The 24,436-nt window shown below is 61.2% G+C and carries 24 protein-coding genes; 9 read left to right on the plus strand and 15 right to left on the minus strand.

What is annotated here, in order from left to right; translation table 11 throughout:
* Window positions 1–32 precede the first annotated feature (32 nt).
* The gene (locus Q1A32_RS12620) at window positions 33–356 is read left to right on the plus strand and encodes an iron-sulfur cluster assembly accessory protein (protein WP_299612338.1); all 324 of its coding nucleotides are present in this window, start codon (window positions 33–35) and stop codon (window positions 354–356) included.
* 3 nt (window positions 357–359) lie between these two features.
* Here the strand turns inward: Q1A32_RS12620 and Q1A32_RS12625 are convergent, their stop codons facing one another.
* Window positions 360–1,415: a hypothetical protein gene (locus Q1A32_RS12625; RefSeq protein WP_299653671.1), complete on the minus strand. Its 1,056-nt coding sequence runs from the start codon at window positions 1,413–1,415 to the stop codon at window positions 360–362.
* A gap of 47 nt (window positions 1,416–1,462) precedes the next feature.
* Window positions 1,463–1,783 carry a DUF6749 domain-containing protein gene (locus Q1A32_RS12630; protein ID WP_299653674.1) on the minus strand — a complete coding sequence of 107 codons (321 nt, stop codon included), beginning with the start codon at window positions 1,781–1,783 and terminating at the stop codon, window positions 1,463–1,465.
* A 439-nt stretch (window positions 1,784–2,222) separates the two neighbouring features.
* On the opposite strand from Q1A32_RS12630, the gene xth reads away from it, so the two are divergent.
* Both xth and Q1A32_RS12640 read left to right on the plus strand, forming a co-directional pair.
* The gene (gene xth, locus Q1A32_RS12635) at window positions 2,223–3,005 is read left to right on the plus strand and encodes an exodeoxyribonuclease III (RefSeq protein WP_299653677.1); all 783 of its coding nucleotides are present in this window, start codon (window positions 2,223–2,225) and stop codon (window positions 3,003–3,005) included.
* A 105-nt stretch (window positions 3,006–3,110) separates the two neighbouring features.
* Window positions 3,111–3,566 (plus strand): YHS domain-containing (seleno)protein, encoded by a 456-nt coding sequence (locus tag Q1A32_RS12640; RefSeq protein ID WP_299653680.1) that lies wholly within the window; start codon window positions 3,111–3,113, stop codon window positions 3,564–3,566.
* 5 nt (window positions 3,567–3,571) lie between these two features.
* On the opposite strand, the gene Q1A32_RS12645 is transcribed toward Q1A32_RS12640, so the two are convergent.
* From Q1A32_RS12645 to Q1A32_RS12665, 5 genes are all read right to left on the minus strand, one after another.
* Entirely contained in the window at window positions 3,572–4,156 is a 585-nt protein-coding gene (locus Q1A32_RS12645) for an HNH endonuclease (RefSeq protein WP_299612329.1), read from the minus strand.
* Between the two features lie 183 nt (window positions 4,157–4,339).
* Window positions 4,340–4,933 carry a hypothetical protein gene (locus Q1A32_RS12650; protein WP_299612327.1) on the minus strand — a complete coding sequence of 198 codons (594 nt, stop codon included), beginning with the start codon at window positions 4,931–4,933 and terminating at the stop codon, window positions 4,340–4,342.
* A gap of 144 nt (window positions 4,934–5,077) precedes the next feature.
* The gene (locus Q1A32_RS12655) at window positions 5,078–5,743 is read right to left on the minus strand and encodes an alpha/beta hydrolase (protein WP_299612326.1); all 666 of its coding nucleotides are present in this window, start codon (window positions 5,741–5,743) and stop codon (window positions 5,078–5,080) included.
* Window positions 5,740–6,369 carry a DNA-3-methyladenine glycosylase gene (locus Q1A32_RS12660; protein ID WP_299653683.1) on the minus strand — a complete coding sequence of 210 codons (630 nt, stop codon included), beginning with the start codon at window positions 6,367–6,369 and terminating at the stop codon, window positions 5,740–5,742. Before Q1A32_RS12660 ends, Q1A32_RS12655 begins: the two co-directional genes overlap by 4 nt.
* A complete protein-coding gene (locus tag Q1A32_RS12665; RefSeq protein ID WP_299653685.1) occupies window positions 6,366–7,049 on the minus strand; it encodes a precorrin-6A/cobalt-precorrin-6A reductase in 684 nt (227 codons plus the stop codon). The genes Q1A32_RS12660 and Q1A32_RS12665 overlap by 4 nt, the downstream gene beginning before the upstream one ends.
* A 91-nt stretch (window positions 7,050–7,140) precedes the next feature.
* Between Q1A32_RS12665 and Q1A32_RS12670 the strand changes: the two genes are divergently transcribed.
* Window positions 7,141–8,364 (plus strand): MFS transporter, encoded by a 1,224-nt coding sequence (locus Q1A32_RS12670; RefSeq protein ID WP_299653688.1) that lies wholly within the window; start codon window positions 7,141–7,143, stop codon window positions 8,362–8,364.
* An 18-nt stretch (window positions 8,365–8,382) separates the two neighbouring features.
* Here the strand turns inward: Q1A32_RS12670 and Q1A32_RS12675 are convergent, their stop codons facing one another.
* The 4 genes from Q1A32_RS12675 to cysS form a co-directional block, all read right to left on the minus strand.
* Complete coding sequence (locus tag Q1A32_RS12675) at window positions 8,383–9,147, minus strand: squalene/phytoene synthase family protein (RefSeq protein WP_299653691.1); 765 nt, start codon at window positions 9,145–9,147, stop codon at window positions 8,383–8,385.
* Window positions 9,144–9,869, minus strand: coding sequence for a trans-aconitate 2-methyltransferase (locus Q1A32_RS12680; protein ID WP_299653694.1), 726 nt, complete (start codon window positions 9,867–9,869; stop codon window positions 9,144–9,146). The genes Q1A32_RS12675 and Q1A32_RS12680 overlap by 4 nt, the downstream gene beginning before the upstream one ends.
* Window positions 9,866–11,482, minus strand: coding sequence for a citramalate synthase (gene cimA, locus Q1A32_RS12685; protein ID WP_299653697.1), 1,617 nt, complete (start codon window positions 11,480–11,482; stop codon window positions 9,866–9,868). The genes Q1A32_RS12680 and cimA overlap by 4 nt, the downstream gene beginning before the upstream one ends.
* 94 nt (window positions 11,483–11,576) lie before the next feature.
* Window positions 11,577–13,079, minus strand: a complete 1,503-nt coding sequence (gene cysS / locus Q1A32_RS12690) for a cysteine--tRNA ligase (RefSeq protein WP_299653699.1) — start codon at window positions 13,077–13,079, stop codon at window positions 11,577–11,579.
* A gap of 169 nt (window positions 13,080–13,248) precedes the next feature.
* Between cysS and Q1A32_RS12695 the strand changes: the two genes are divergently transcribed.
* Both Q1A32_RS12695 and Q1A32_RS12700 read left to right on the plus strand, forming a co-directional pair.
* Window positions 13,249–13,641: an MmcQ/YjbR family DNA-binding protein gene (locus Q1A32_RS12695; protein ID WP_299653701.1), complete on the plus strand. Its 393-nt coding sequence runs from the start codon at window positions 13,249–13,251 to the stop codon at window positions 13,639–13,641.
* Between the two features lie 113 nt (window positions 13,642–13,754).
* Complete coding sequence (locus Q1A32_RS12700; RefSeq protein WP_299653703.1) at window positions 13,755–14,933, plus strand: pyridoxal phosphate-dependent aminotransferase; 1,179 nt, start codon at window positions 13,755–13,757, stop codon at window positions 14,931–14,933.
* Here the strand turns inward: Q1A32_RS12700 and Q1A32_RS12705 are convergent.
* Window positions 14,930–15,520, minus strand: coding sequence for an outer membrane protein (locus Q1A32_RS12705; RefSeq protein ID WP_299612314.1), 591 nt, complete (start codon window positions 15,518–15,520; stop codon window positions 14,930–14,932). The two genes, Q1A32_RS12700 and Q1A32_RS12705, sit on opposite strands and share 4 nt — an antisense overlap.
* A 382-nt stretch (window positions 15,521–15,902) precedes the next feature.
* Between Q1A32_RS12705 and Q1A32_RS12710 the strand changes: the two genes are divergently transcribed.
* Complete coding sequence (locus Q1A32_RS12710; RefSeq protein WP_299653705.1) at window positions 15,903–17,441, plus strand: trimethylamine methyltransferase family protein; 1,539 nt, start codon at window positions 15,903–15,905, stop codon at window positions 17,439–17,441.
* Between the two features lie 306 nt (window positions 17,442–17,747).
* Here the strand turns inward: Q1A32_RS12710 and Q1A32_RS12715 are convergent, their stop codons facing one another.
* A complete protein-coding gene (locus tag Q1A32_RS12715) occupies window positions 17,748–17,996 on the minus strand; it encodes a hypothetical protein (RefSeq protein ID WP_299612310.1) in 249 nt (82 codons plus the stop codon).
* A 235-nt stretch (window positions 17,997–18,231) separates the two neighbouring features.
* Between Q1A32_RS12715 and Q1A32_RS12720 the strand changes: the two genes are divergently transcribed.
* A complete protein-coding gene (locus Q1A32_RS12720; protein WP_299612309.1) occupies window positions 18,232–18,705 on the plus strand; it encodes an RNA polymerase sigma factor in 474 nt (157 codons plus the stop codon).
* A gap of 51 nt (window positions 18,706–18,756) precedes the next feature.
* On the opposite strand, the gene Q1A32_RS12725 is transcribed toward Q1A32_RS12720, so the two are convergent.
* Entirely contained in the window at window positions 18,757–19,194 is a 438-nt protein-coding gene (locus tag Q1A32_RS12725) for a YHS domain-containing (seleno)protein (protein ID WP_299653707.1), read from the minus strand.
* A 599-nt stretch (window positions 19,195–19,793) separates the two neighbouring features.
* Window positions 19,794–23,450 carry a vitamin B12-dependent ribonucleotide reductase gene (locus tag Q1A32_RS12730; RefSeq protein WP_299653710.1) on the minus strand — a complete coding sequence of 1,219 codons (3,657 nt, stop codon included), beginning with the start codon at window positions 23,448–23,450 and terminating at the stop codon, window positions 19,794–19,796.
* A 525-nt stretch (window positions 23,451–23,975) separates the two neighbouring features.
* Between Q1A32_RS12730 and Q1A32_RS12735 the strand changes: the two genes are divergently transcribed.
* Window positions 23,976–24,431 carry a hypothetical protein gene (locus Q1A32_RS12735; protein ID WP_299612306.1) on the plus strand — a complete coding sequence of 152 codons (456 nt, stop codon included), beginning with the start codon at window positions 23,976–23,978 and terminating at the stop codon, window positions 24,429–24,431.
* The last annotated feature ends 5 nt before the right edge of the window (window positions 24,432–24,436 follow it).

The raw sequence follows: 24,436 nt of genomic DNA on the forward strand, positions 1-24,436 counted from the left end.
AGCACGATTGAAACCGTTCGGAGCCGACGCAGATGCAATTGCCACCCACAGTGACCGACCGCGCCTTTGAACGCCTGGCCGAGATTGGCGCCGCCGATCAGGGCCAAGCCCTGCGTGTGGCTGTCGAGGGTGGCGGCTGTTCCGGGTTTCAGTATGAAATCGCGCTGGACGACCCCAAGGAAGACGACCTCGTATTGGAAGGCGCGGGCCAGAAAGTTGTTGTCGACAGCATCAGCCTGCCCTTCCTTTCCAATGCCGTGATCGACTTTTCCGAAGAGTTGATCGGCGCGCGGTTCGTCATCGAGAACCCGAACGCAACCAGTTCGTGCGGTTGCGGCACGTCGTTTTCGATGTAGGCATCAGGCCCGCGCGAACACCTCGAAGAAGGCTTCGAAATGCGCGGTGGAAGCGACCGTTGCTTCCAGTACGGCTGCTGCATCTTCATCAAGCATGCTGAAGACATAGTCGCACATATGTGCCCAGTCGTTGCTTCGGGTTTTGGCAGCAGCAAACAAAGCTGCGGATACACCGCGCAAAGCACCGGCACCGTAGGTGTTTTGGCGAAATGTGGCGCGGCCGACGGGAATGGCCAAACTGGTGTCATCGAACCCAAGCGCGCGCACGGCCCACGTCGACACCAGGTATTCATGGTAGTCGTCGCCCGCTGCGCCCTCCGCCTCGGTCACTATGGAAAAGTCGGATGACGCGCGGCGCACCGCATCGATCCAAATTGGATCAGGCGTTTGGCCCGATTGGTGCAGGGCAACACATACCTCGGCCAGCAGATCGATGTTCTGATCCAGATGCGCCAGGATCCCTGCATATTCAAGACTGCGCAAAGCCCGATCATCAAGGTGAGGATCGCAGCGACCATATTCAGACAGGTAAAAGACAATATGCGTCAGCTCATAGGCCGCTTTCTTGTTGGGCAACGCAAAGGTGTCGGACCGGCCAATAAAGGCGCGCAGTCGCGCATCCAAGCCTGCATCGACTGTGGAACACTGGACACCCCTGCGGGTCAAAAGGCGTCGGGCTTCAGCGCGTTGCAAATCGCTGAGTTCCGCATCCGGCAACCCTTGGCGCGCCACACGGTGGCACAACGCCTCCATCTGCCCGCCAGCCATGCCCAGATCCTCAAGATCCAGACCGATCGACAAAAGAAATCGGTAGTATTGCGGAAAGAATTGAAGCCGGTCGGACAGCCCCTCGTAAAACCCGAAATGCGGAGCCAGCGCTGCTTTTGACACGCGGGTGCCCGTACATTCCAGTATGCTGAGCAGTTCCGCGTTTTCCTTCAGCCAGAATACGTCATCCTGAATGCGGCGCTGCGTCGCGAAAAGGTCGATCAGCGTGTCTGCCCGTTCGGACAGACGCTGACGGCGCGGCGGGACGTTAAGAGCAATGATGTTCGACATGGTAGATGTGTCCTTGTTCCTGCTGTGAATACGCCCCGCCATCGGGGTCATGAGCCTGATGAAAACAGGCCGGTGACATCGCCCTGAGACGTCGTGCCTGTGATGGGGCCGGAACCGGATGAGAACATCTCGATCTTGTCGCCTGCCGCAGTGTCAGATGTCAGTGGCGTGCTACTGGTCGAGAACATCTCAACCCCGTTGCCTGTGACCGTGTCTCGTGCCGCTGGTGCACTGCTCGTCGAGAACATCTCGACCCCTTCGCCGCGAATAGTGTCGCGTGCCGCCGGTGAGCTGCTGGTGGAGAACATCTCGACCCCGTCGCCCAATACGCTGTCGCAGGTCACTGGCGCGCTGCTGGTGGAGAACATTTCAACACCGTCCCCAGTGTGCAGTCCGCCGAAGGAAGTGGTGTCGAGAGCGGTGTTAATTTTACGTTGAGCAGTCATTGCGATGATCCCTTTCATCCTTGGGTTGTGATGCCCAAATCGTTGCCCGTTAAAGGCGATTAGAAAAAGGGAAATTCTTGCCAAAGGCGAGTAAGCCCAAGGTTATCCACATAAGGAAAGCCGCAGAAGCACCTGACCGCGCCCAGCTTCTCTTCAGAAAATTTCGGAACAAAAAATTTTATCCACAGCCCTGTTTTTGCTGGGATTTTTGCCGTTTTGACTTGTGGCAGCTCAACTTTAACCCGAATCGAAAAGTTAAGAAATAGTTAATTCACGGTGTGAGGAGCGTCGTCGCGCAGGGGCTTGCCGCGCGGCGCGGGATGGGCGACACCGGACAGATACAGATGACGGGGGGCCTGGCATGAAAATCGCGACGTTCAATATCAACGGCATCAAGGCACGGATCGATGCCCTGCCCCGCTGGCTCGATGCCGCAACCCCGGATGTTGTACTGCTTCAAGAGATCAAGTCCGTAGACGAGACTTTCCCTCGCGAGGTGTTCGAGGATCGTGGATATAACGTCGAAACCCATGGCCAGAAGTCATTCAACGGCGTCGCCATCCTGTCAAAGCTACCGCTTGAGGATGTGACGCGCGGCTTGCCCGGCGATGATGAGGACGAACAGGCCCGCTATATCGAAGCCACCGTCATGGGTGACAATCATGCGGTGCGTCTGTGCGGGCTGTACCTGCCCAACGGAAATCCGGTGCCCGGTCCCAAGTACGACTACAAGCTGGCATGGATGGAGCGCCTGCGCCTGCGCGCTCAGGAACTGCTCGCGCAAGAGACGCCGTTCCTGATGGCCGGCGACTACAACATCATCCCGCAAGCAGAAGACGCCAAGCGCCCCGACGCGTGGCGCGAGGATGCGCTGTTCCGCATGGACAGCCGCACCGCGTTCCGCAAGCTCCTGAACCTTGGCCTGACAGAGGCGTTTCGCGCGCGCACCTTTGGCCCCGGTCACTATTCCTTCTGGGACTATCAAGCCGGTGCCTGGAACCGCGACGACGGCATTCGCATCGACCACTTCCTGCTCAGCCCCGGCTGCGCCGACCTTATGACGGATTGCCAGATCGACAAGGCCGTGCGCGGCGAAGAGAAGCCATCGGACCATGTTCCGGTATGGGTTGATCTGGCAGCCTGAGCCTGCCCAACTTCACAACGCTACACAGTCGCGTTGAGCGGCTGGCATTCCTTTTGTGGCGCCTCACCTCTTGTCCAAGTCTTTGCACAAACAGGAGAGAGTCACATGCCATCCCGTCGTAAACTGTTGATCATGGCCGCAACTTTGCCCGCGGTCACTTTGACGGCCCGCTATGCCGTGGCCCAAACCCCAGCTGTCTACGCAAACAGCGGCGTTGCCGTCGACAGCAGTGACGTGGTCGCCTATTTCACCGAAGGCCGGCCCGTCAAAGGATCGTCCGAGTTCACGCACAGCTGGAACGGGGTTGAATGGCGCTTTGCCAGCGCTGCAAATCGCGACCGTTTCGCCGCCGATCCAAGTGCCTACGCACCGCAATACGGCGGTTACTGCGCCTGGGCGGTCAGCCAGGGCTATACTGCATCCACCATTCCCGAGGCGTGGAAGATCGTGGATAGCAAGCTGTACCTGAATTTCAATCGCCGCATTCAACGGCGTTGGGAGCGCGACATTCCCGGCCACATCGCGGCGGGTGATGCAAACTGGCCAAGCGTTCTGGCCTGACTGGGCTAGGCCTGCAGTTCCGCATCCCAGTACAGAAAATCCATCCAACTGTCGTGCAAGTGGTTGGGTGGAAACTTGCGGCCCATATTGCGCAACTCTTCCGCGCCGGGCTGACGCGGGGGCTTGCGCAGGGAAAGGCCGGTGCGATGCAGTGGCTTCGACCCTTTGCGCAGGTTGCAGGGGCTGCACGCCGCCACCACATTCTGCCAACTGGTCACACCACCCGACGCGCGCGGCACGACGTGGTCAAAGGTCAGATCGCCCTTGGCGCCGCAATACTGGCACCGAAATTCGTCCCTCAGAAATAAATTAAAGCGCGTGAAGGCCACGCGCTTTTGAGGTTTTACGTAATCTTTCAAAACGACGACAGACGGTATTCGGATCTCGGTACTCGGGGACCGGACGACCTCGTCATATTCAGCGACGATATCCACCCTGTCGAGCCACGCAGCCTTGACCGCCTCCTGCCAGGGCCACAACGACAAGGGGTAATAGCTGAGCGGCCGGTAATCCGCATTCAGCACCAGCGCCGGGTGCTGTTTCAGCGCAGAGGGGCTGCGCGTAAATTCTGTCCTGAAATCGCCGTCCATTCTGACTCCGTGCTCGCCCTGTCTGCCCGTTTTGGCACCAGAGCGGGGAACCCGCCCCGGCTTTATATGGTGACTATATATTGTGGAAAGCGTCTGACAAGTGCCCAACTGACCACGAGATGTCGCAGATCGCATAGGGTACCAACATGACGGCCATATGACGCCTATTCAAAGAATGCGCACCTAGTCGCAGTGTCCTGCGTCCGCAGGACCGCTCGTGAGCGCCACCAATGGTCGGGCACGCGCACTGACCAACGAAAGATCAGCAACTCGTCGGCTTGTCACGGCCCGTTGCGACAGGCGGTATACGAGTTCTGCCAGACAGGCCTCGCTCAGCGTTCCGGCGCTGTTCAGATTGACGAAATGCACATCAAGCATCTGCCCGTTGCGTACATTCCACTGAAAGGATTTGAATTTCTGCGTCGGTGCCGCGCTGTGCAGATGGGCTGCAAAAAGCGTGTGCAGCGGGCTCGATTTCAACCACTGGGTGTCCGACCAATCCTGCAGCCCGACAACCCAGACATCGGCATCGGTCAAATCCGCCACATCCCGGGTACGATCGATCAAGCCTGCGCTGGCATCAAGGTCCAAGATCAACTTGCCGAACGCGCCCGGCATGCGCACGGATCGCAGCACGATTGCTCTGTTCAGTTCGGTATCCATTGCAGCCGATGTTGTCGTCAGCCGGTCGACGTTCAATGCTGATGCCGGTGCCGTCCAGACAGCCCCCATCAGTGCCATTCCCAAGGCCAAGCCCCGTGTCAGCGCCATGCTCATGCCGCGTTCCCCTGTTGCACACTGTTTTTCTTATGACCTCAGTGCGCCACAGGTTTTGAAAAAGGGGAAGAAAAATGTGGCGATGTGCTGCCAAGTCAAGGCGTTTGGCGAAAAATGCGGTCGAATTACGCAGTATTGTTCCTGCTAAAGGCCCAATTTGTCCCGCATGAAGGCCAGTGCCACGCTCAATCCATCCGGAGCGATTCCGTGTGCCGTCCCTTTCATCACATGGGCGTACACGTCTTTCCAACCGGCCCCTTGCAGTGCCTCCGCCGCTTGCGGCAGCGATTGCGGCGGCACAACGTCGTCCTGATCGCCATGAACCAGAAGGACCGGTGGACGGCTCACAACCTCATCAGCCAGCACTTCGGGGTTCAACAGGCGACCCGAGAAGGCGACAATGCCCGCCACCGGATCCTCGCGGCGCGGTGCCACATGCAGCGACATCATCGTGCCTTGGGAAAAACCGAAAAGCACCACCTGTTCGGGCAACACATCCTCGTCCACCATCAACGCATCCAGAAACGCGTTCAGATCGTCCGCCGCCGCGTTCAGTCCACGCTCCGCCTCTTCCTCGGAGGAGCCATCGATCCAAGGGATCGGAAACCACTGGAAGGCGCCCGGCATCATGTCGATGCCCTCCGGCGCGTCGGGGGCCACAAACAGCGTATCAGGCAAATGCTCTGCCAGCGGGTCGGCAAGCCCCAAAAGGTCAGCACCATTGGCACCATAGCCGTGTAGAAACACCACGATAGACCGCAAGTCACCCGATTGCGGCTCAACCCGCCCTGCCTGTAGCACCCGTGTCATGTGATCCCTTCCCGTCCCTTTGCGACACGGTAGTAGGTGAAGAACAGCCGCGCAGCAACCGCACGCCAAGGTGACCAATCTTCGGCCATCTGCCGCAATGCCTTTTCCTTGGGGCGGTCGGACAACCCAAAGATCATGCGCGCGGCCTCTTGCAAGGCCAGGTCCCCCGGAGCGAAGACATCCGCCCGGCCCAACGCGAACATGGCATAGATTTCAGCGGTCCAGACCCCGATGCCTTTGACAGCTGTCAGGGTCTTGATGACGTCGGCATCGGGGGCTTGCCGCAAGGCATCATAGTCGATCCCTGCCTCGGCCAGCGCCAGTGCATAAGCGATCTTTTGACGGCTTAGCCCAGCTGCGCGCAGCCCATCCTGTCCCGCGTTCAATACCGGTTCTGGCTGGATCAACCCGCCCGCCTCCATGCGCCCCCAGATCGCCGCCGCCGACGCGGTGCTGACCTGCTGGCCGACAATGGCGTTGAGCAATGCGGCGAACCCGTCCGGCCTGCGACGCAAGGGCAACGGACCCGCAAGTTCATACGCGAGCGCCAAGGCGGCATCGCGCTGCGCCAGCCAATTCGCCCCTTCGGCAACATCAGCCTCCGTCTCAATGATGCGACCCGTCAAAGCGCTGCCACCCAAGACACCAGATCGTCTATTTCAGTAAACGCATGATCAACGCCCGATTTGGGCTGGGCAATCAGGACCATTGGCAGACCCAGCGCGCGGGCCGCCGCGACCTTGGGATACCCGCTTGTGCCGCCGGTGTTCCTGGCCAGCACGACGTCAATCTCCAGTTCCCTGAACAATGCCTCTTCGCCCGCCGCATCATATGGGCCATCGCCAAACACATATGTGCATCCTTCCGGCGCAGGATCGTCATGCCGATGCAGTTGACGCAAAAACACCGGACCGTCGTGGTGGGTGAGCACCTCGGCACTGTCCCGGCCCGACGCTGCAAACACACACGCTCCGGACGGAAGCGCTGCAACCGCCTGTTCCACCTTATCCACCTGTGTCCACGCGTCTGCACCGTCGGGGTGCCAGGGCGCACGACCCACCCGCGCGCGTGGCAACTGCGGTGCCATCGCGACCGCGATGCCTCGCAACGTCTGGTCGAAAGGGTGCGTTGTATCCACGACTGCATCCGCTTCGGCCAAAGCAGCGCGCAGGTTCGACACCGTGGACAATTCCGACCCATGCGGGCCGCGCGACCAGTACACACGTACCTCGTGTCCGGCCTGTATCAATGCGTGTGCGGCAGGTTCGGTCAGCGCCGATCCCCCCAGAACAAGGACCCGTCTCATGACGACACCCTAGCCCCCTGCTCCGCATGCGCAACCACCTGTGCTCAATCGCACGCTTGCCCGGAACCACGTGCGGGGATAGTCAACGCTTATGACCCAAGTTGATGACACCCGCGCCAAGCGCAACGTGGCCGTTCTGGTGGCCGCCCAAGCCTTTCTGGGCAGCCAGATTACCATGATGTTCGTGGTTGCAGGATTGGCCGGACAACAGCTCAGCCCGATTGCCTGCCTTGCCACCCTGCCCATCTCGCTGATTGTGTTCGGGTCCATGACAACAGCCCCGTGGCTGTCGACGGTCATGCAGCGGTTCGGCCGCAAAACAGGTTTCATCGTCGGTGCCTTCGGAGGACTTGTCGGCGCTGCCATCGGCGTCTGGGCACTGAGCATCGGCAGTTTCTGGTTGTTCTTGGCGGGCAGCTTTCTGACAGGTATCTACATGTCGGCCCAGGGGTTCTACCGCTTTGCCGCCGCCGATACCGCGTCCGAGGCGTTCCGCCCCAAGGCCATATCTTACGTCATGGCGGGCGGGCTCTTGTCCGCCATCATCGGCCCACAAGTCGTGGGATATGTCACCGCAGGTGCCGCGGACGCAACGGTCGCGCGCTATATCCCGATCTATTGGGTCGCGATGGGCTTCAACGTGATGGGCATGGCGCTGTTTCTGTTCCTCGACATCCCCAAGCCGCCCGCACCTTCGGCCACGGATGGCCCGGGCCGGTCACGCCGCGAATTGCTGGCGAGCCCCAGTATCGCGGTGGCGGTGATCTGTGCGGCGGTCTCCTATGCGCTGATGAACCTCGTGATGACATCGACGCCACTGGCCGTGGTTGGCTGCGGATACACGGAACCCGACGCGGCCAATGTGGTCACTGTGCACGTGCTGGCCATGTTCGCGCCGTCTTTCTTCACCGGTCACCTGATCGCCTGCTTTGGGGTGGAACGGATCATGGGCTTGGGCCTCGCCATTCTCGGCGGTGCTGGCATCGTCGCTTTGCAAGGCGTGGACATCGCCAATTTCTACGGCGCGCTGTTCCTGCTGGGCCTCGGCTGGAACTTTGGTTTTATCGGAGCCACCACAATGCTGGCCGGAGCACACACCCCACAAGAGCGTGGCCGGATGCAGGGCATGAACGACCTGATCGTGTTTGGCTGCGTGACCGTGGCATCGCTGGCCTCGGGCGGGTTGATGAACTGCGCAGGCGGTGACCCGGTCGAAGGCTGGGCCGCGGTCAATATCGCGATGGTGCCCTTCCTTGTGTTGGCAGGTGGGTCGCTGATCTGGCTGGTCATGCGGCAACGCACCGCGACTGCGTAAGGCGGATCCTGATCCGCCTTAGACCCGCGGCAGGCCCGTCAATGCGGCAAGGCTCAAGCGCCACGGTGCAACAGGCGGCAGCCGATCTTGTGCGACGGCAGCGGGGTCGCGTCGCACCTGATCCAACAGCCGGGCGGCCCCCAATGCAGGCCAAAGCGCCGGGCGCGCAGATGACGGCAAACGCGGCACGGTAAGGCGCATCCCGATGCGCCCCGCCAACACAGCGACCCCGTCTGTCGTCCCATCGAGCAAAGGAATACGCCCCGCCGCCTCCAACTTGGGCACGGCCCGCAAGAACGCCGCCAGACCGGCCACCATCGCAACAGACCGCACCGCCGCTTCCTGATCCGCAGGCGCATCCAAAAGCTGTGCCGCCGTCCACATCAGATGGCCTGCCGTCTGATCCAGATACCGTTCGAAATGCGCTTCATCCTCGAACGCATCACGGTACACATCCCAGCGTCGCGCAGCCACGCCCTCATCCAGACGGCGCGCCATCGCGGGGGACAATACGTCCGCCAATGGCGTCGTCACCTCATGCTTGCGCACGCCCGCGCCTGTCGCGATCTCCTCCAACGCATCTCGCCACCATTGCAAACGCATTTCGGCAATCATCGCCTCTTGCGTCACCCAAGGTGCGCGCGACACTTCGACATTCAACGCATAAAGCGGAAACAACATCGCCCGCGCCGCCACGGGCGCCGCCATCACTGTGCGGAACCGGTCCGCGTCCCCCTGTTCCACAATCCGCGCGCAGGGAATGACGGCCTCGGGCAGGCTCATTCCGGCGCCACAATCAACAAGGCATAGGCAATCTCGTCCTGCGCCGCACGCCAGCGGTCAACCTCGGTCTGGTTCTCTTCCACAGCCGCCAGCACCATCGGGTCCGTCGCGGTAGCACGCAAATGCTCCATCCGCTCAACGATCGGATCGTAGTAGGTCTGCCAAGGCGCCCCAACGATCGTCCGATGCCTGAGCACCCGATACCCGGCCGCGTTAACCCGCGCCTCGATCCCGGCCAAATCCGTGATCTGCGGATATTCCTCCCAGAACGCCGCAGCCTCGGCTGACAAGGGCCCCAAGGTCACAGGTTCCGAAAACACGACGTGCCCGCCGGGCTTCAGCGCATCGCGCCACAAGGTCAGCCCTTCGGTCACACCCAGAAAATACAAGGCCCCCGCACACCAGATCAGATCATAAGGCCCATCCGCATCCGCCATGCTTGCCAGCTCTACACGCACCCGGTCACCAAACCGGGCCACACGCGCCTGAGCCTGCGCAACAAACGTTTCGGTGGTGTCCACGGCCCGAATGCGTGCCTCTGGCAGCGTCTCTGCCAATGTCACCGTGTCAGCACCGGGCCCGCAGCCCGCATCAAATATTTCGACCGGCCCCGACAGGCCCAACTGCTGCGCGGCCCAGAGCACATCCTCGGGCGCGCCCGGCCCTTCGCGCGGCAGGTCGTTATGCACTTCCAGAAACGCTGCCCATTCTTCGGGTGTCATGCCACACCATCCTGCACCAGCTTCCAACGGATCGCATCCAGCAGCGCTTCAAACGAGGCATCCACTATGTTCGCGCTCACGCCCACGGTCGACCAGCGCCGCCCCTGCCCGTCTTCGCTGTCAATGATGACACGGGTCACAGCCTCGGTCCCACCTTGGGTGATGCGCACCTTGAAATCGACGAGCCGTATGTCCTCGACATAGGTCTGGTAGCGACCCAGATCCTTGGCCAGCGCCTTGGCCAGCGCGTTCACGGGGCCACGGTCGGTACCATGTTCATCCATGCTCTCGGAGACAGACAGCATCTTCTTCCCATCCACCTTCACCACAACGACGGCTTCGGACAGTGACACCATCCGGTCCCGCTTGTTCTTGCGCCGTTCGATGGTCACCCGGTAGCGCTTGACCTCGAAAAACTCGGGCAGCAGGCCCAACTCATCCCGCGCCAACAATTCAAACGACGCTTGTGCGGTGTCATAGGAGTATCCCGCATCCTCGCGCGCTTTTATCCGGTCCAGAATACGCGGCAGCGCGGGGTCCTTGGGCGCGACCTCCAACCCCATTTCAGCCAACCGCTTGCGCAGGTTCGACTGCCCGGCTTGGTTCGACATCGGAATGATGCGCGCATTCCCGACGGATGCCGGGTCGATATGCTCATATGTTGTCGGGTCCTTGAGGATGGCCGACGCATGCAGCCCCGCCTTATGGGCAAAGGCCGACGCGCCGACAAAGGCCGCCTGCTTCTGCGGAACCCTGTTCAAGATGTCATCCAGCATACGCGAGGTGCGCGTCAGCCCCTCCAACGCTTCACGGCTCACCCCGATCTCGAACCGGCTGGCATAGGGCTCTTTCAACAGCAGGATCGGGATCAGAGCCGTCAGATTGGCATTCCCGCACCGCTCGCCCAATCCGTTCAACGTGCCTTGGATTTGCCGTGCGCCTGCGTCCACTCCAGCGAGCGATCCTGCGACCGCATTCTCGGTGTCATTATGAGTGTGAATACCCACATGGGTGCCGGGAATACCGCTGTCGATCACCGCCTTGGTGATGCGGTAGATTTCATGAGGCAACGTCCCGCCATTGGTGTCACACAGAGCGATCCACCGCGCCCCGGCGTCAAAGGCTGCATGGATGGCTTCAAGCGCGTAGTCGGGGTTGCTCTTGTAGCCGTCAAAGAAATGCTCGGCATCAAAGATCGCTTCGCGATCGTTGGCGACCAGATGGGCGAAACTCTGCGAGATATTTGCCGTGTTCTCGGCCAGTGAGATGCCAAGGGCCTTGTCGACGTGGAAATCATGGGTCTTTCCGACCAGACAGACGGCCGGGGTTCCGGCGTTCAAAACGGCGGAGAGGACGTCGTCATTTTCGGCGCTGATGCCCGCCCGCTTGGTCATCCCAAAGGCTGTGAAGGTTGCGCGGGTCTTGGGCTGGTCCTCGAAAAAGGCGCTGTCGGTGGGGTTGGCGCCGGGCCAGCCGCCCTCGATATAATCGATGCCGAGAGCATCCAAAGCCTGCGCGATCTGGTGCTTTTCAGGGGTCGAGAATTGGACGCCCTGCGTTTGCTGGCCGTCGCGCAGGGTGGTGTCAAAAAGGAAGAGGCGTTCGCGGGTCATTTGGAGGTGTCCCACGCTGGGACAAGCGCGAGACCACGCCATTTCAAAGGGTTACAGTGGCGCATTAACGATTTGGCAAAGATTGGGGTGTGGTTCATATCAGGGCCTCCAGCTTGGAAGGATCGAAGTCCAGGCCGGGAACCAGCGTCACGCCCCCCTTGCCCATGCGGACCTCGACACCAGCATCGATCAGCGCGGTCTTCATGGCATCAACCGATTCAAAATCCTTGCTTTCGAGCGCCTTGGTGCGCATCCGCGTGAACCGAATACTGAGTTCCTGCAGGATTCCGGCATAACTTGAATTGGCGCCAAATGCTTCAACCTGGCTGCTTATCTGGTTAGGAAATGCCGGAACATTTGCTTCGCTCGCAATTGCTGTTGCACTGCAGTATCTGCCCACCAGATGGCTCGGCTCAAACCCAAGCATGACCAAACTCGCGGCTAATTTTTCAGGTTGCCAATCTCTTGCGTATTGGCGCGCTAAGGTTATCGCCAATGATGTGTTTAAATCGTTGGCAAGTGCCGCAATTATCTCTTCTGGCGGCTTCACCGGCGTTCGACCAACATACCCTCTGTGCGCCACAAACTGTTCATTTAGCACAACCGCCCACTTCCGCAGCGTCACCTCCGCCTCCGCCCGCTTCTTCTCGGTCCAGTCCATCGGCTTGCGGTAATGCGTGCTGAGCATCACGAAGCGGATCACCTCGCCCGGCACACCCTGACCCAAAAGATCGCGCACGGTAAAGAAGTTGCCCAAGGACTTGGACATCTTCTTGCCCTCGACCTGCAACATCTCGTTGTGCAGCCACACATTGGCAAAGCCGTGGCCCGCGCATTTCGACTGCGCGATCTCGTTCTCATGGTGCGGAAACTGCAAATCATTGCCGCCGCCATGAATATCAAACGTATCGCCCAACAGCTCATAGGCCATGGCAGAGCATTCGATGTGCCACCCGGGCCGTCCCCGACCCCACGGGCTGTCCCAACCGGGCAGCGCGTCATCCGATGGCTTCCACAGCACGAAATCCATCGGGTCTTCTTTATAAGGAGCCACTTCAACCCGCGCGCCCGCGATCATGTCATCGACGGACCGGCCCGACAGCTTGCCGTACTCCGCATATTCCCGCACCCGGAACAGCACATGCCCGTCATTTTCATAGGCAAAACCCTTGGCGATCAGATCCTCGATCATCGCCACCATCTGCGCAATAAAGCGCGTCGCGCGGGGTTCATGTGTCGGGCGCAATGCACCGAGCGCATCCATATCGGCGTGATACCAACCGATTGTCTCGTCAGACCGCTCCGCCACTAACTCTTCAAGCGTCCCCGCGGCCCCGGCCTCTTTCCGGGCCAGGGCGGTGGCGTTGATCTTGTCATCCACATCCGTGAAGTTCCGCACGTAAGTCACTGCGTTTTCGCCATAAACATGGCGCAGCAGGCGAAACAGGACATCGAACACCAGCACGGGGCGCGCGTTGCCCAGATGGGCGCGGTCATAGACCGTGGGCCCGCAGACATACATGCGCACGTTGCCCTCATCGATAGGCTCAAAAGCCTCTTTCCGGCGGGTCGCGGTGTTGTAAAGCTGGATCGTCATGGTGCAGGCCTCGCAAGCGCAGCAGGGTTGGCGCGGGCCTAGCAATTCTGATCTGTCATGGAAACAAAGAACCGGCCCGCTGAAGAAATCAGCAGATAATGCAGCAAATGATGCAGGTGTTCCGGGTCATGATCTGTCAGTAGCGCGCATGGGGAACAACGGTCAACCCTTGTCTGAAACCAGACCACCCGGCACACTCACCCCCATGACCCTTGATGACGCAAATCGCATCTGCGCCGCCCTGCCCGGCGCGTGGTATCATTCAAACGCCGATGGCGGGCTTGAGGCGTGGAAGGTGGGGGACAAGATGTTCGCCTGCTACGGCCACGCGCTGGATGGCATTTCGGTCAAGACGGCAGACCCTGAAAGCGCGCAGTTCCTGATCGAGATCGGGGCCGCCATCAAGGCCAAATACTTCCATCGCTCCTGGGTGCGCATCCCCTTCGACCATCCCGGCACAGACGCGCTCAAGGACCGCATCCACACCTCCTACAGCCTCATCCGCAACAGCCTGCCCAAGACGGCCCAGGCCGAACTCGCCGCGTGGCAAGACGGCACCTGATCTTCTTCTGGCCAAAAATATCCCGGGGTCTGGGGCAGCGCCCCAGTCCATGTGTTGACATCCGCTCACCCCTCTGGCCCCTTCGCGCCACCACCCGCCAAGGAGCGCCGAAGATGAACATCTCCCAACGTATGCAAACCCTGACAGGCGGCGGATCAGATGGTTGGGATGTGTTCATCAAGGCCCGCAAGATGATCGCCGCAGGCACCCCCGTGACCGAGTTGACCATCGGCGAACATGACATCCGCACGGCGGCCCCGATCCTGCAGGACATGCACGGCAGTGCCATGAACGGGCATACCGGTTATGCCATGGTTCCGGGCACGGACCGGCTGCGCGATACGGTGGCGCAACGGACAACCGACCGCACGGGCGTGCCCACGGCGCGCGACAATGTGTTGATCACACCGGGCGGGCAGTCGGCGCTTTTTGCCGCCCACGCGGCGGCCTGCGATCCCGGCGACACGGCACTTTATCTTGATCCCTATTACGCCACCTATCCCGGCACGCTGCGCGGGGTGTCGGCCATTCCGAAGGCGGTTCCGACGCGCGCCGAAGATGCCTTTCAACCCCGTGCAGATGATATCGCGGCCCATGCCGCGAACGCCAAAAGCCTGCTGATCAACTCGCCCAACAACCCCACGGGCACGGTCTATTCCCGCGCCACGCTGGAGGGCATCGCGCAGGTCTGTATCGACCACGATCTGTGGCTGATCTCGGACGAGGTCTATGACACGCAGGTGTGGGAGGGGGCGCATATCTCGCCCCGAAGTCTTCCGGGCATGGCGGAGCGCACCCTCGTGGTCGGGTCCATGTCCAAGAGCCACGCCATGACCGGATCGCGCTGCGGCTGGCTGATCGGACCGGAAGAGGTGATTGCCCACCTGATCACTTTCGCCACCCACACCACCTATGGCGTGCCCGGTTTCATTCAGGACGCGTCCGTGTTTGCCCTTGATCAGGGTCCGGGGTTCGAGGCGGAGATTGCGGCACCGTTCCAGCGTCGCCGCGCCATCGCCCAAGCGGTGCTGGCCGGGCAGAACAGTGTCGGGCTGATCCCCGCGCAGGGGGCCATGTACCTGATGCTGGATATTCGTGCGACGGGCATGACGGGCGATGATTTCGCCAATGCCCTGCTGGATGAACACCACATTGCCGTCATGCCCGGCGAAAGCTTTGGCCAAGCTGCCGCCGGACATATCCGCGTTGCCATGACCATCGAGGATCAGGCGTTTGAAGGGGCGCTGCGCACGCTCACACGCTTTGCCGAAGCGCGCGCTGCCGGGGCCTAGAAGCGGATCGAGCCGCGCACGGTCAATGTGGTTGCGTCTGCGTCGACGCCGCTGCCGCTGATGTCGTCAAAGCTGTGCTCCAGCAGTTCGGCGCCGACGGTGTAGCGTTCGTTGACCTGGTAGGCGACACCGATGCCGTAGAACTCACCGCTTTCCGAGCCGATCGAGGTGTCCACTTCGGCCAAACCGGCGGTGAAGTAGCCCAGCGTGCGGCCGAAGTCATAGCCCGCCTGCAGTTTCAGACGGCCCACTTCGTCCACATCGGCGGCGCCGTTCAGGTCGATATCGGTGAAATCATAGTCGACCTCGCCGCCCAGCACGAAGGTGCCGAAATCGTAGCGGTACCCGGCGTGCAAACCATAGAGCACATCGTCACCGTCCGCGTCCCCGGACCCGTTGATATCGCCGTAGCCCAGCTGCGCACCGGCATATCCGCCAGTCCAGTCGCCGCTTGCCGGCAGGACGGGGGCCGCAGGTGCAGGCACCGTGGGCGCTGCCGGTTCAGGTGCCGGGTCCAGCAGCCCGCCGGCCAGCACCGGGCCAGACGCCAGGGTGGCAAGGCTCATCGCAAGAATGCGCGTTTTCATATCTCTGCTCCATTTGTCGTTTGGGGAGCGCATGACACGCCCCGCATTACACAACTGGGGATGGGCGGCACCGGTTCCACCCCCAGGGCGCGGGCGCCCCGGTTCTACGCAACCCACCGCCCAAACCGGCCCCGACCCCCAGCAATTTGCCGCCCGCATCCTGTCGCAAACAGACAAGACAGGCGGCGTTTTGCACACGAGCGTAGACCGATAGGCGGAACAACGATCACGAGGGCGACCGCACAGTGCAAGGCGCGTTCAGCAAGATCAGACTGGTGTCCCGAACCATCGGGGCGACACGCGGGCGCGCGGCACGGGGGCGACCGGCACAGGGCTGAAGCCACACCGCACCTCCCTGCCACCTGATCCACGGACCCACAACATGAACGACCAATCCCCCTCACGCTCTGGCGGCCGCGCGGCCCGCCGGGCTGCCCGGGCTGCCGCCCTGCCCGATCACCTGCGCCCCATACGGCCCGGTCTGGAAGGCGGACGGTACAACCCGCTGACGGATGCCGACGTGCAGCGGATCCACAACGCGGCCCTTGAAGCGCTGGAAACCATCGGTCTGGCCGATGCGCCCCCGTCCGGCGTGGCCTACCTGACCGGCGCAGGCGCGATCGAAGGAGACGACGGACGCATCCGCTTCCCACGCGCCCTGATCGAAGACACGCTGGCCAAGGCGAACAGATCGATCACGCTGCACAGCCGCGACGGCAAAAACGACCTCGACCTGTCGGGCTCCCGCGTCCACTACGGCACGGCGGGCGCCGCAGTACATCTTGTCGACGCGCAGGGACGCAATTACCGCGAGAGCACGGTACAGGACCTGCACGACGCCGCCCGCATCTGCGACGTGCTCGACAACATCCACTTCTGCCAACGCCCGATGATTTGCCGCGACATTCCCGACACGGTCGAGATGGAGTACAACTCGGTCTATGCCTGCACCACGGGCACCACCAAACACGTGGGCACCAGCTTTTCCGAACCCCATTGCGTGGCCCCGGCCATGGAAATCCTGCATATGATCGCAGGCGGAGAAGAGGCATGGCGCGCGCGCCCCTTCGTGTCGAACTCGAACTGCTTCGTCGTGCCGCCGATGAAATTCGCCTCCGAATCCTGTCAGGTGATGGAGGAGTGCATCAAGGCCGGCATGCCCGTGCTGCTGCTGTCGGCTGGCATGTCGGGCGCCACGGCACCCTCGACCATCGCGGGCGCCATCGTGCAGGCGGTGGCCGAATGCCTTGCAGGGCTTGTCTATGTCAACGCGGTGAAACCGGGGGCACCGGCCATCTTCGGCACATGGCCCTTCGGGCTGGACCTGCGCACCGGGGCCATGTCCATCGGGTCAGGCGAACAGGCGCTGCTCACGGCGGGCTGCGCGCAAATGCACCGCTTTTACGACATTCCGGGCGGCGCGGCAGCGGGGGCCTCTGACAGCAAATTGCCCGACATGCAGGCCGGATGGGAACAGATGTGTTCCAATGTCATGGCGGGGATCTCGGGGGTGAATATGGCCTACGAGGCGGCAGGCATGCACGCCTCGCTTCTGGGGTTCTGCCACGAAAGCCTGATCCTGGGGGATGATATCATCGGACAGGCGCTGCGCTGCACCCGGGGGATCGAGGTGACGGATGAAACCCTGGCGCTCGACCAGATGGCACAGGTCTGCATGGAGGGTCCGGGGCACTATCTGGGCACGGAACAGACGCTGTCGCGGATGCAATCGGACTGCGTCTACCCCACAATGGGCGACCGCACCTCGCCCAAGGAATGGGTCGAACGCGACAAACCCGACCTGATCGAGAAGGCCACGGCGCGCAAGGAGGAAATCCTCGCCAAACGTTCCGCCGCAGCACTCGACCCGGGCGTCGACGCCGCGATCCGGGACAGGTTCAACATCCACCTGAAAGGCTGACGCACAGCACCAACGCAGCCCATTCTTCTGGCCAAAAATATCCCAGGGAGTTTGAGGGACAGCGTCCCTCATCCGCAAAAATGAATCGCGTCGCGCAGCGTCCTTTGGCTTACGGTGCGGTGCGCTTGCCAACTTCGCACCCCCCGAAGGTGACCCCCCGGGACATCGGGCAATCCCCGGCCAAACCTGCACCCACACAGGCCCAAAACGAAATGAGGTCCGGCCCCTGGGGGGAGACCGGACCTCACACCCCTACCCTCTCACGGCGTGGACGTTACGACACGCAGCAAAAGTCGGGTGTTCATGTTAGCCGTCGGTGGGAGGCATCAGGCCCGCTTCTTGGGCTGCGGCCACTTCATCCGCATCCAAAGCGCCATCTGCATTCAGGTCCATTGCGGTGAATGCGTCCGACGTCACCTCGGGAAAGCTCGCTTGTACCTCGTCGATGGTCAGAACGCCGTCGCCGTTGGTATCAAGCTCGGCCGCGCCCTGTCCCATGGCAAATGCCGGGATGGCCAGCGCGGCGACAAAGGTCAGAGAAGCAATCTTAGTCATTGGTGAACTCCTATTGAGTTTGGTTGCGAGGGGCCGTCCCTGGCACCCTCACACAGAAAGAGCACAAAACACGTCCCTGCATCCGGTCCACGTGTCCAACGGCGCCAACCGCGCAACCGCCTGCCGATCCGGTCCATCGGGATGGGCGGCAGGTTGCCCAAAAAGGGGGCGGTTCGCGGATAGGCGAAAACCCCCGGGCTATTCAATCACTGCGCGAACCCCCAGCTTTAGGAGTATGAAACATCGACCCTCTCCCCGCCGGCTTGTGCCGCTTATCCCACTCCTGACCCGGCGCGCCCGCAGGCTGGCCCGCAGCCGGGCCGAAGCCGAGGATCTTGTGCAGGACACCCTGCTCAGCCTGTGCCAGCGCCTGCGCGACGGCAGCGACATCGACGATTTGACTGCATATGCCATGCGGACGCTGTCGAACCGGGCCCGTCGGGGGTGGCGGATGCAGAAGACCGACGAATTGGAAGAAGACCACGCCTTGACCGAACCGGACGCTTTTTTGCGCCTCGACTGTGCGGATACGCTTGCGGCCATTGAAAAGCTGCCAACGGCGCATCGCCAGTTGATGGATCTTGTGGTGGAGGGGGAAACCTCTCCGCGTGCGTTGGCGAATGCCACGGGCCTGCCCCTTGGCACGGTGATGTCCCGCCTCGCCCGGGCGCGCGCCAAGCTGCGCCTCGCGCTGGCCGAGGACGCATAACAAAAAAGGGCGACGCAAGCGCCGCCCTTGTCCCTCACCCCAACCTCGGACTTAGAACGGGTGGATACGGGGCCAGTTTTCGTTGCCAGCCTTGATGTAGCCGGGGATATCCTCGGACCACAGTTCCTGTGCGCGGGGGTGCACCTGAACGTACAGCGTGCCGTCTACGACCTGCCACACTTGCGGATCACCGGGTGCCTTGTAGCCCTGGCTGGCCGCCCAAGAGCAGTAGCCGTCATATGCAGGCGCGTATTTCGCGGGGTCGGCCTTGAACTTGTCGCGGTTTTCTTCGCTGGCAAAGTACCAGATCGCGCCATTGTGGAAGTGGTTGAGCCGCGCCTCGCCTTCCACCGGCGTGCCGTCGTGGTAGGACACGGTGTCGTACCCGCTGAGCGCCACCGCCAATTGGTTGCCTGCTTGTGCATTTTGCGCGCCAAACGCCATCGCCACGGCAACCCCAAGGATCGCCAGCATCTTTTTCAGAATCATCATCTGCTCCGTGTAATCAAAAATCAGTCCGGGAGTGGACACGATCACAGGGCTAAAAGATTCGCCTATCACGTGCACTTAACGTGTCGGTCATCCCAAATGCCGTTTTTCTGACGGATTTTTCAGGCAGAGTTTGTTTGATTTGAAGAGGGCCCGGACTAGCGGGCCCCGCGCCTTTCGGGGCGGGAAAATACGGGTGCGCGCCTCAAAGGCGAAGGGGCCCGTTGGATAAAGGGGTGCGCGCCGTCGCAGGGTCTGAAAAGAAAAAACGGGAGGCCGAAGCCCCCCGTGTAGTTTCGCCGTACAGGCTCAATATGTTAACCGCCCGGTACTTTTCTGCCTGCGGCCTGCACGTCGTCAGGGGCGAGCGCACCCGCCCCGTGTAAAGGTGGGGGGACGTAACGTACCGCCCCACCCTATGCCATTGAGAAATCATGGATTTCTCGATGAGTGAGACAGAGGGAAAATTCATTTTCCCGGAGTCTCACCCCGTTTGTATTCTGGGCGGGGACATATATCCCTGCCCTTCTTTTCGTCGGGAGCCAGGCCGGTCCCGCCGACCCGGCCCCCTCGCGCCCCTTCCCCGGGGTGCGTAACCTTTAGCTACACCCAGACGTCCCACCGCAGGTGTTGCACTTCATGCAGGTCCCGTTGCGCACCAGCGTGTAGTTGCCGCATTCGCCGCAGGCCTCGCCTTCGTAGCCCTGCATCTTGGCCTTGGTCCGTGCGTCCATGGTGGTCGTCGCCGCCGTCACCGTGGTCGTGGACACGGAGGCCGCACCGCTGACGGCCACTTCGGGCACCAGCGTTTGAAGCGCGACTTCGGCGTCGATTGCGGTGTCGGCCATGCCGCCCTGCAGCACCACCAGATCCTGTGGCAGGCGCTTGCGCAGGTAGCCGGTCGAGCTGATTTGTTTCAGCACTTCCAGCGACTTGGACGCTGCTGTCTCGGACAGCTCGGACACGTTGCTGACCCCTTCGGCTTCGCCCTGACCCAGCGTGTCGAATGTGGCCCCTTCGGGTTTCACATGCGCCAGATCGGTGCGGTCCAGATAGCTTACAGCCAGTTCGCGGAACACGTAGTCGAGGATCGACGTGGCGTTCTTGATGCTGTCATTGCCCTGCACCATGCCTGCGGGTTCAAACTTGGTGAAGGTGAAGGCGTCCACGAACTCTTCGAGCGGCACACCGTATTGCAGACCCACGGACACGGCGATGGCGAAGTTGTTCATCATTGCCCGGAAGCCCGCGCCTTCCTTGTGCATGTCGATGAAGATTTCGCCCAGATTGCCGTCTTCATACTCGCCTGTGCGCAGATACACTTTGTGGCCGCCAACGATGGCTTTCTGCGTGTAGCCCTTGCGACGCTGAGGCATCTTTTCGCGGTGAGATTTCACAATCTCCTTCACGATGATCTTCTCGACGATCTTTTCGGCCAGCACGGCGGCTTTCTCGGCGGGGGCACCGCTTTCGAGCGCCTCTTGGGCCTCTTCGTCATCCTCGACCAAGGCTGCGGCCAGAGGTTGCGACAGCTTGGAGCCGTCACGGTAGAGCGCGTTGGCCTTCACTCCCAGCGACCAGCTGAGTTCATAGGCGCGTTGGCAATCCTCGATCGTTGCATCGTTGGGCATGTTGATCGTCTTGGAGATCGCGCCCGAGATGAAGGACTGTGCGGCGGCCATCATGGTGATGTGGCTGTCAACACTCAGGAAACGCTTGCCTTTCTTGCCACACGGGTTGGCGCAGTCGAAGATGTGATAATGCTCTTCCTTCAGATGCGGTGCCCCTTCCAGCGTCATCGTTCCGCAGACATGGTCGTTGGCGGCGTCGATATCTGCCTTGGAAAAGCCCAGCGATTTGAGCAGATCGAATGTCGGGTCGTTCAGCTTTTCGGCCGGGATGCCCAGCACGCCGGTGCAGAACTCTTCGCCCAGCGTCCACTGGTTGAAGACAAAGCGAATGTCGAAAGCGCTTTCCAATGCGGCGTCGACCTTGGCCAGCTCGTTGGCCCCAAAGCCGTGGCCGGTAAGCGACGTGTGGTTGATCGCCGGTGCGTTGCCGATGGAGCCGTGGCCCACGGCGTAGCTGATGATCTCTTCGATCTGGGCCGAGCCGTAGCCGAGGTTTTCGAGGGCGGCAGGCACGGAGCGGTTGATGATCTTGAAGTAACCGCCACCGGCCAGCTTTTTGAACTTCACCAGTGCGAAGTCAGGCTCGATCCCGGTCGTGTCGCAATCCATGACCAGACCGATGGTGCCGGTGGGCGCGATCACGGTGGATTGCGCGTTGCGGTAGCCATTCTTCTCGCCCAGTTTCAGCGCCTCGTCCCAGCTGGACATGGCGACGTCGATCAGACGTGGATCGGGGCAGTTGGCGTGGTCGAGGGCGACAGGTTTCACCGCCAGCGCCTCGTAGCCTTCGGTCGCACCATAGGCCGCGTTGCGGTGGTTGCGCATGACTCGCAGCATGTGGTCGGCGTTTTTCTTGTAGCCGGGGAATGGCCCCAACTCGCCCGCCATTTCGGCGGATGTGGCGTAGGACACGCCCGTCATGATCGCGGTCAAGGCACCGCAGAGCGCCCGGCCTTCGTCGCTGTCATAGCCGTGGCCCATGTTCATCAGCAGACCGCCGATGTTGGCATAACCCAGACCCAGCGTGCGGAAGTCGTAGGAGCGCTGCGCGATTTCCTTGGAGGGGAACTGCGCCATCATCACCGAGATTTCCAGCGTCACGGTCCACAGACGGGAGGCGTGCATGTAATCCTCGACCTGGAATTGACCGTCTTTCAGGAAGGTCAGCAGGTTCATGGAGGCGAGGTTACAGGCCGTGTCGTCGAGGAACATGTATTCCGAGCACGGGTTCGAGCCGCGGATCTGGCCATCTTCGGGGCATGTGTGCCAGTCGTTGACCGTGTCGTGGTACTGGATGCCGGGATCGGCACAGGCCCATGCGGCGTGGCCCACCTGTTCCCACAGCTCACGCGCCTTGACGGTCTTCGTGACCGAGCCGTCAACGCGGCTGATCAGTTCCCAGTCGGCGTCTTTTTCGACTGCTGTCAGGAAGGCGTTGGTGACGCGGATCGAGTTGTTCGAGTTCTGGCCCGAGACGGAGTTGTAGGCTTCGCTGTCCCAATCGGTGTCGTATGTCGGGAACTCGATGCTGGTGTGACCTTGCCGCGCGTAGTCCAGCACACGCTTGATGTAGGTTTCGGGGATCGCAACTTTCTTGGCTGCTTTCACCGCGTCCTTCAAGGCGTTGTTTTTCTTGGGATCGTAGGCATCCGCTTCGGCGCCGTCCCATGTGCCGATGGCTTCAAAAATGCCGTTCAGCTTTTCTTCGTGCATCTTGGAGCCTGCGACGATCGACGCCACTTTCTGCTCTTCAATGACCTTCCAGTTGATGAAGTCCTGGATATCGGGGTGGTCCGCATCCACGATCACCATCTTGGCGGCGCGGCGCGTGGTGCCGCCCGATTTGATGGCCCCCGCTGCGCGGTCCCCGATTTTCAGGAAGCCCATGAGGCCCGACGACTTGCCGCCGCCCGACAGGCTTTCGCCTGCGGCCCGGAGGGACGAGAAGTTCGTGCCGGTGCCGGAGCCGTATTTGAACAGGCGCGCTTCGCGGACCCACAGGTCCATGATGCCGCCATCGTTCACCAGATCGTCTGCGACGGACTGGATGAAGCAGGCATGCGGCTGCGGATGTTCGTAGGAGGATTTGGATTTGGTCAGCTTGCCGGTTTTGTAATCGACATAGTGGTGGCCTTGGGCCGGACCGTCGATGCCGTATGCCCAGTGCAGGCCGGTGTTGAACCATTGCGGGCTGTTTGGTGCTGCGCGTTGGGTTGCCAGCATGTGGCGCATTTCATCATAGTAGGCGCGTGCGTCCTCTTCGGTCGAGAAGTAGCCACCTTTCCAGCCCCAATACGCCCATGCACCTGCCAGACGGTCGAAGACCTGCTTGGACGACGTCTCGCCGCCCATTTCGGCGCCTTTGGCGGCTTCGGAGCGCCACAGGAATTCCGGCACGTCGGCCTCTTCGACCTTTTGCAGCTTCGAGGGCACGCCGGCTTTGCGGAAGTATTTCTGCGCGATGACGTCGCTGGCCACCTGGCTCCAGGTTGTGGGCACTTCCACTTCGTCGAGGCGGAACACCACGGTACCGTCAGGGTTGCGGATCTCGGACACGGTTGTCACGAAATCTAGGTCCGCATATGCGTCCTGACCGGCTTTGGTGAACTGTCTTTCAATCTTCATGGCGCTGCCTCATTCCCAGCTGGTGTACCTAACGGAGCGCCCGACGTTGCGAGGCCCCAAATGCGATGCCGACACGAAAGCAAAAGCGTACCGCTGAGACCCAAGCAATTGGGCCTGCAATTTACCAAGAGTGGCGGTTGTTTCTGTCCCTCGTGCCTGACGCGCCCCTCGTTAGTGTTGACCACTAAATGTTGTGGTGACGCATCCGGCCTACACAAGGTGACGTATCCGAGGGGTTCACGTCAACGACATTTTATAAGTTTTTTGACATCTTTGTTCTTGACCGAACTGTTGGATTTCGGGGTGCGGTCGTGGCTGCGATTCACGGCGTGGACCGTTCGGCGAAATGGCGGAATTTCATCCCCCGGCTTCACGGAAAAAATGCAAATCAAACAGCCTACTTAATCAGAAATGTGGATGCTTCACGTGAAGTTATCCACAGGCGAAACGTGCAATTGCAGAAAGGTTTTGCCGCGCTGCGGAAAATGTGGTGATCTCGACACAACCCGGAAAAAGAGGCCCCAGATGCGACCACTCATAGCTTGTTTTGCGGTCGCGCTCAGTGCCTGCGCACCACAATATGTAGAGAGACTGGCCACCTCGGAACAAGACCTGCCCGTGCGCCGTGCCACATTTGCCGCGAATCCCACACCGCTGGACGATGCGTTCCGGTCATCCTGCGATGCGCCCGGGGACGAGTTGCGGGACGTGTCGAAGTCGGTCGTTCAGTGCCGCATCCTGCCCCCGCCCGACATCGCGGCATTCCTGCTGCTGCAATATGACGGTGCATTGGAGGCACCCACGCTTGTCGTGCAGAAGGAAACCGACCGGGCGGATGATACATTTGTGGTGGAGTTGTCGTATTTCGCGGAAGTTGTGCAGAAATCGGGCAACCCGCGCCGCATCTATATCAAGCAGCAAGCGTTGGATCAGTTGATGGACCAATTGCTGGCGGCAACGGGTGGTGTGTCAACGAATTAGGGAAA

It is taken from the genome of uncultured Tateyamaria sp., assembly GCF_947503415.1.
Taxonomy (GTDB): Bacteria; Pseudomonadota; Alphaproteobacteria; order Rhodobacterales; family Rhodobacteraceae; genus Tateyamaria.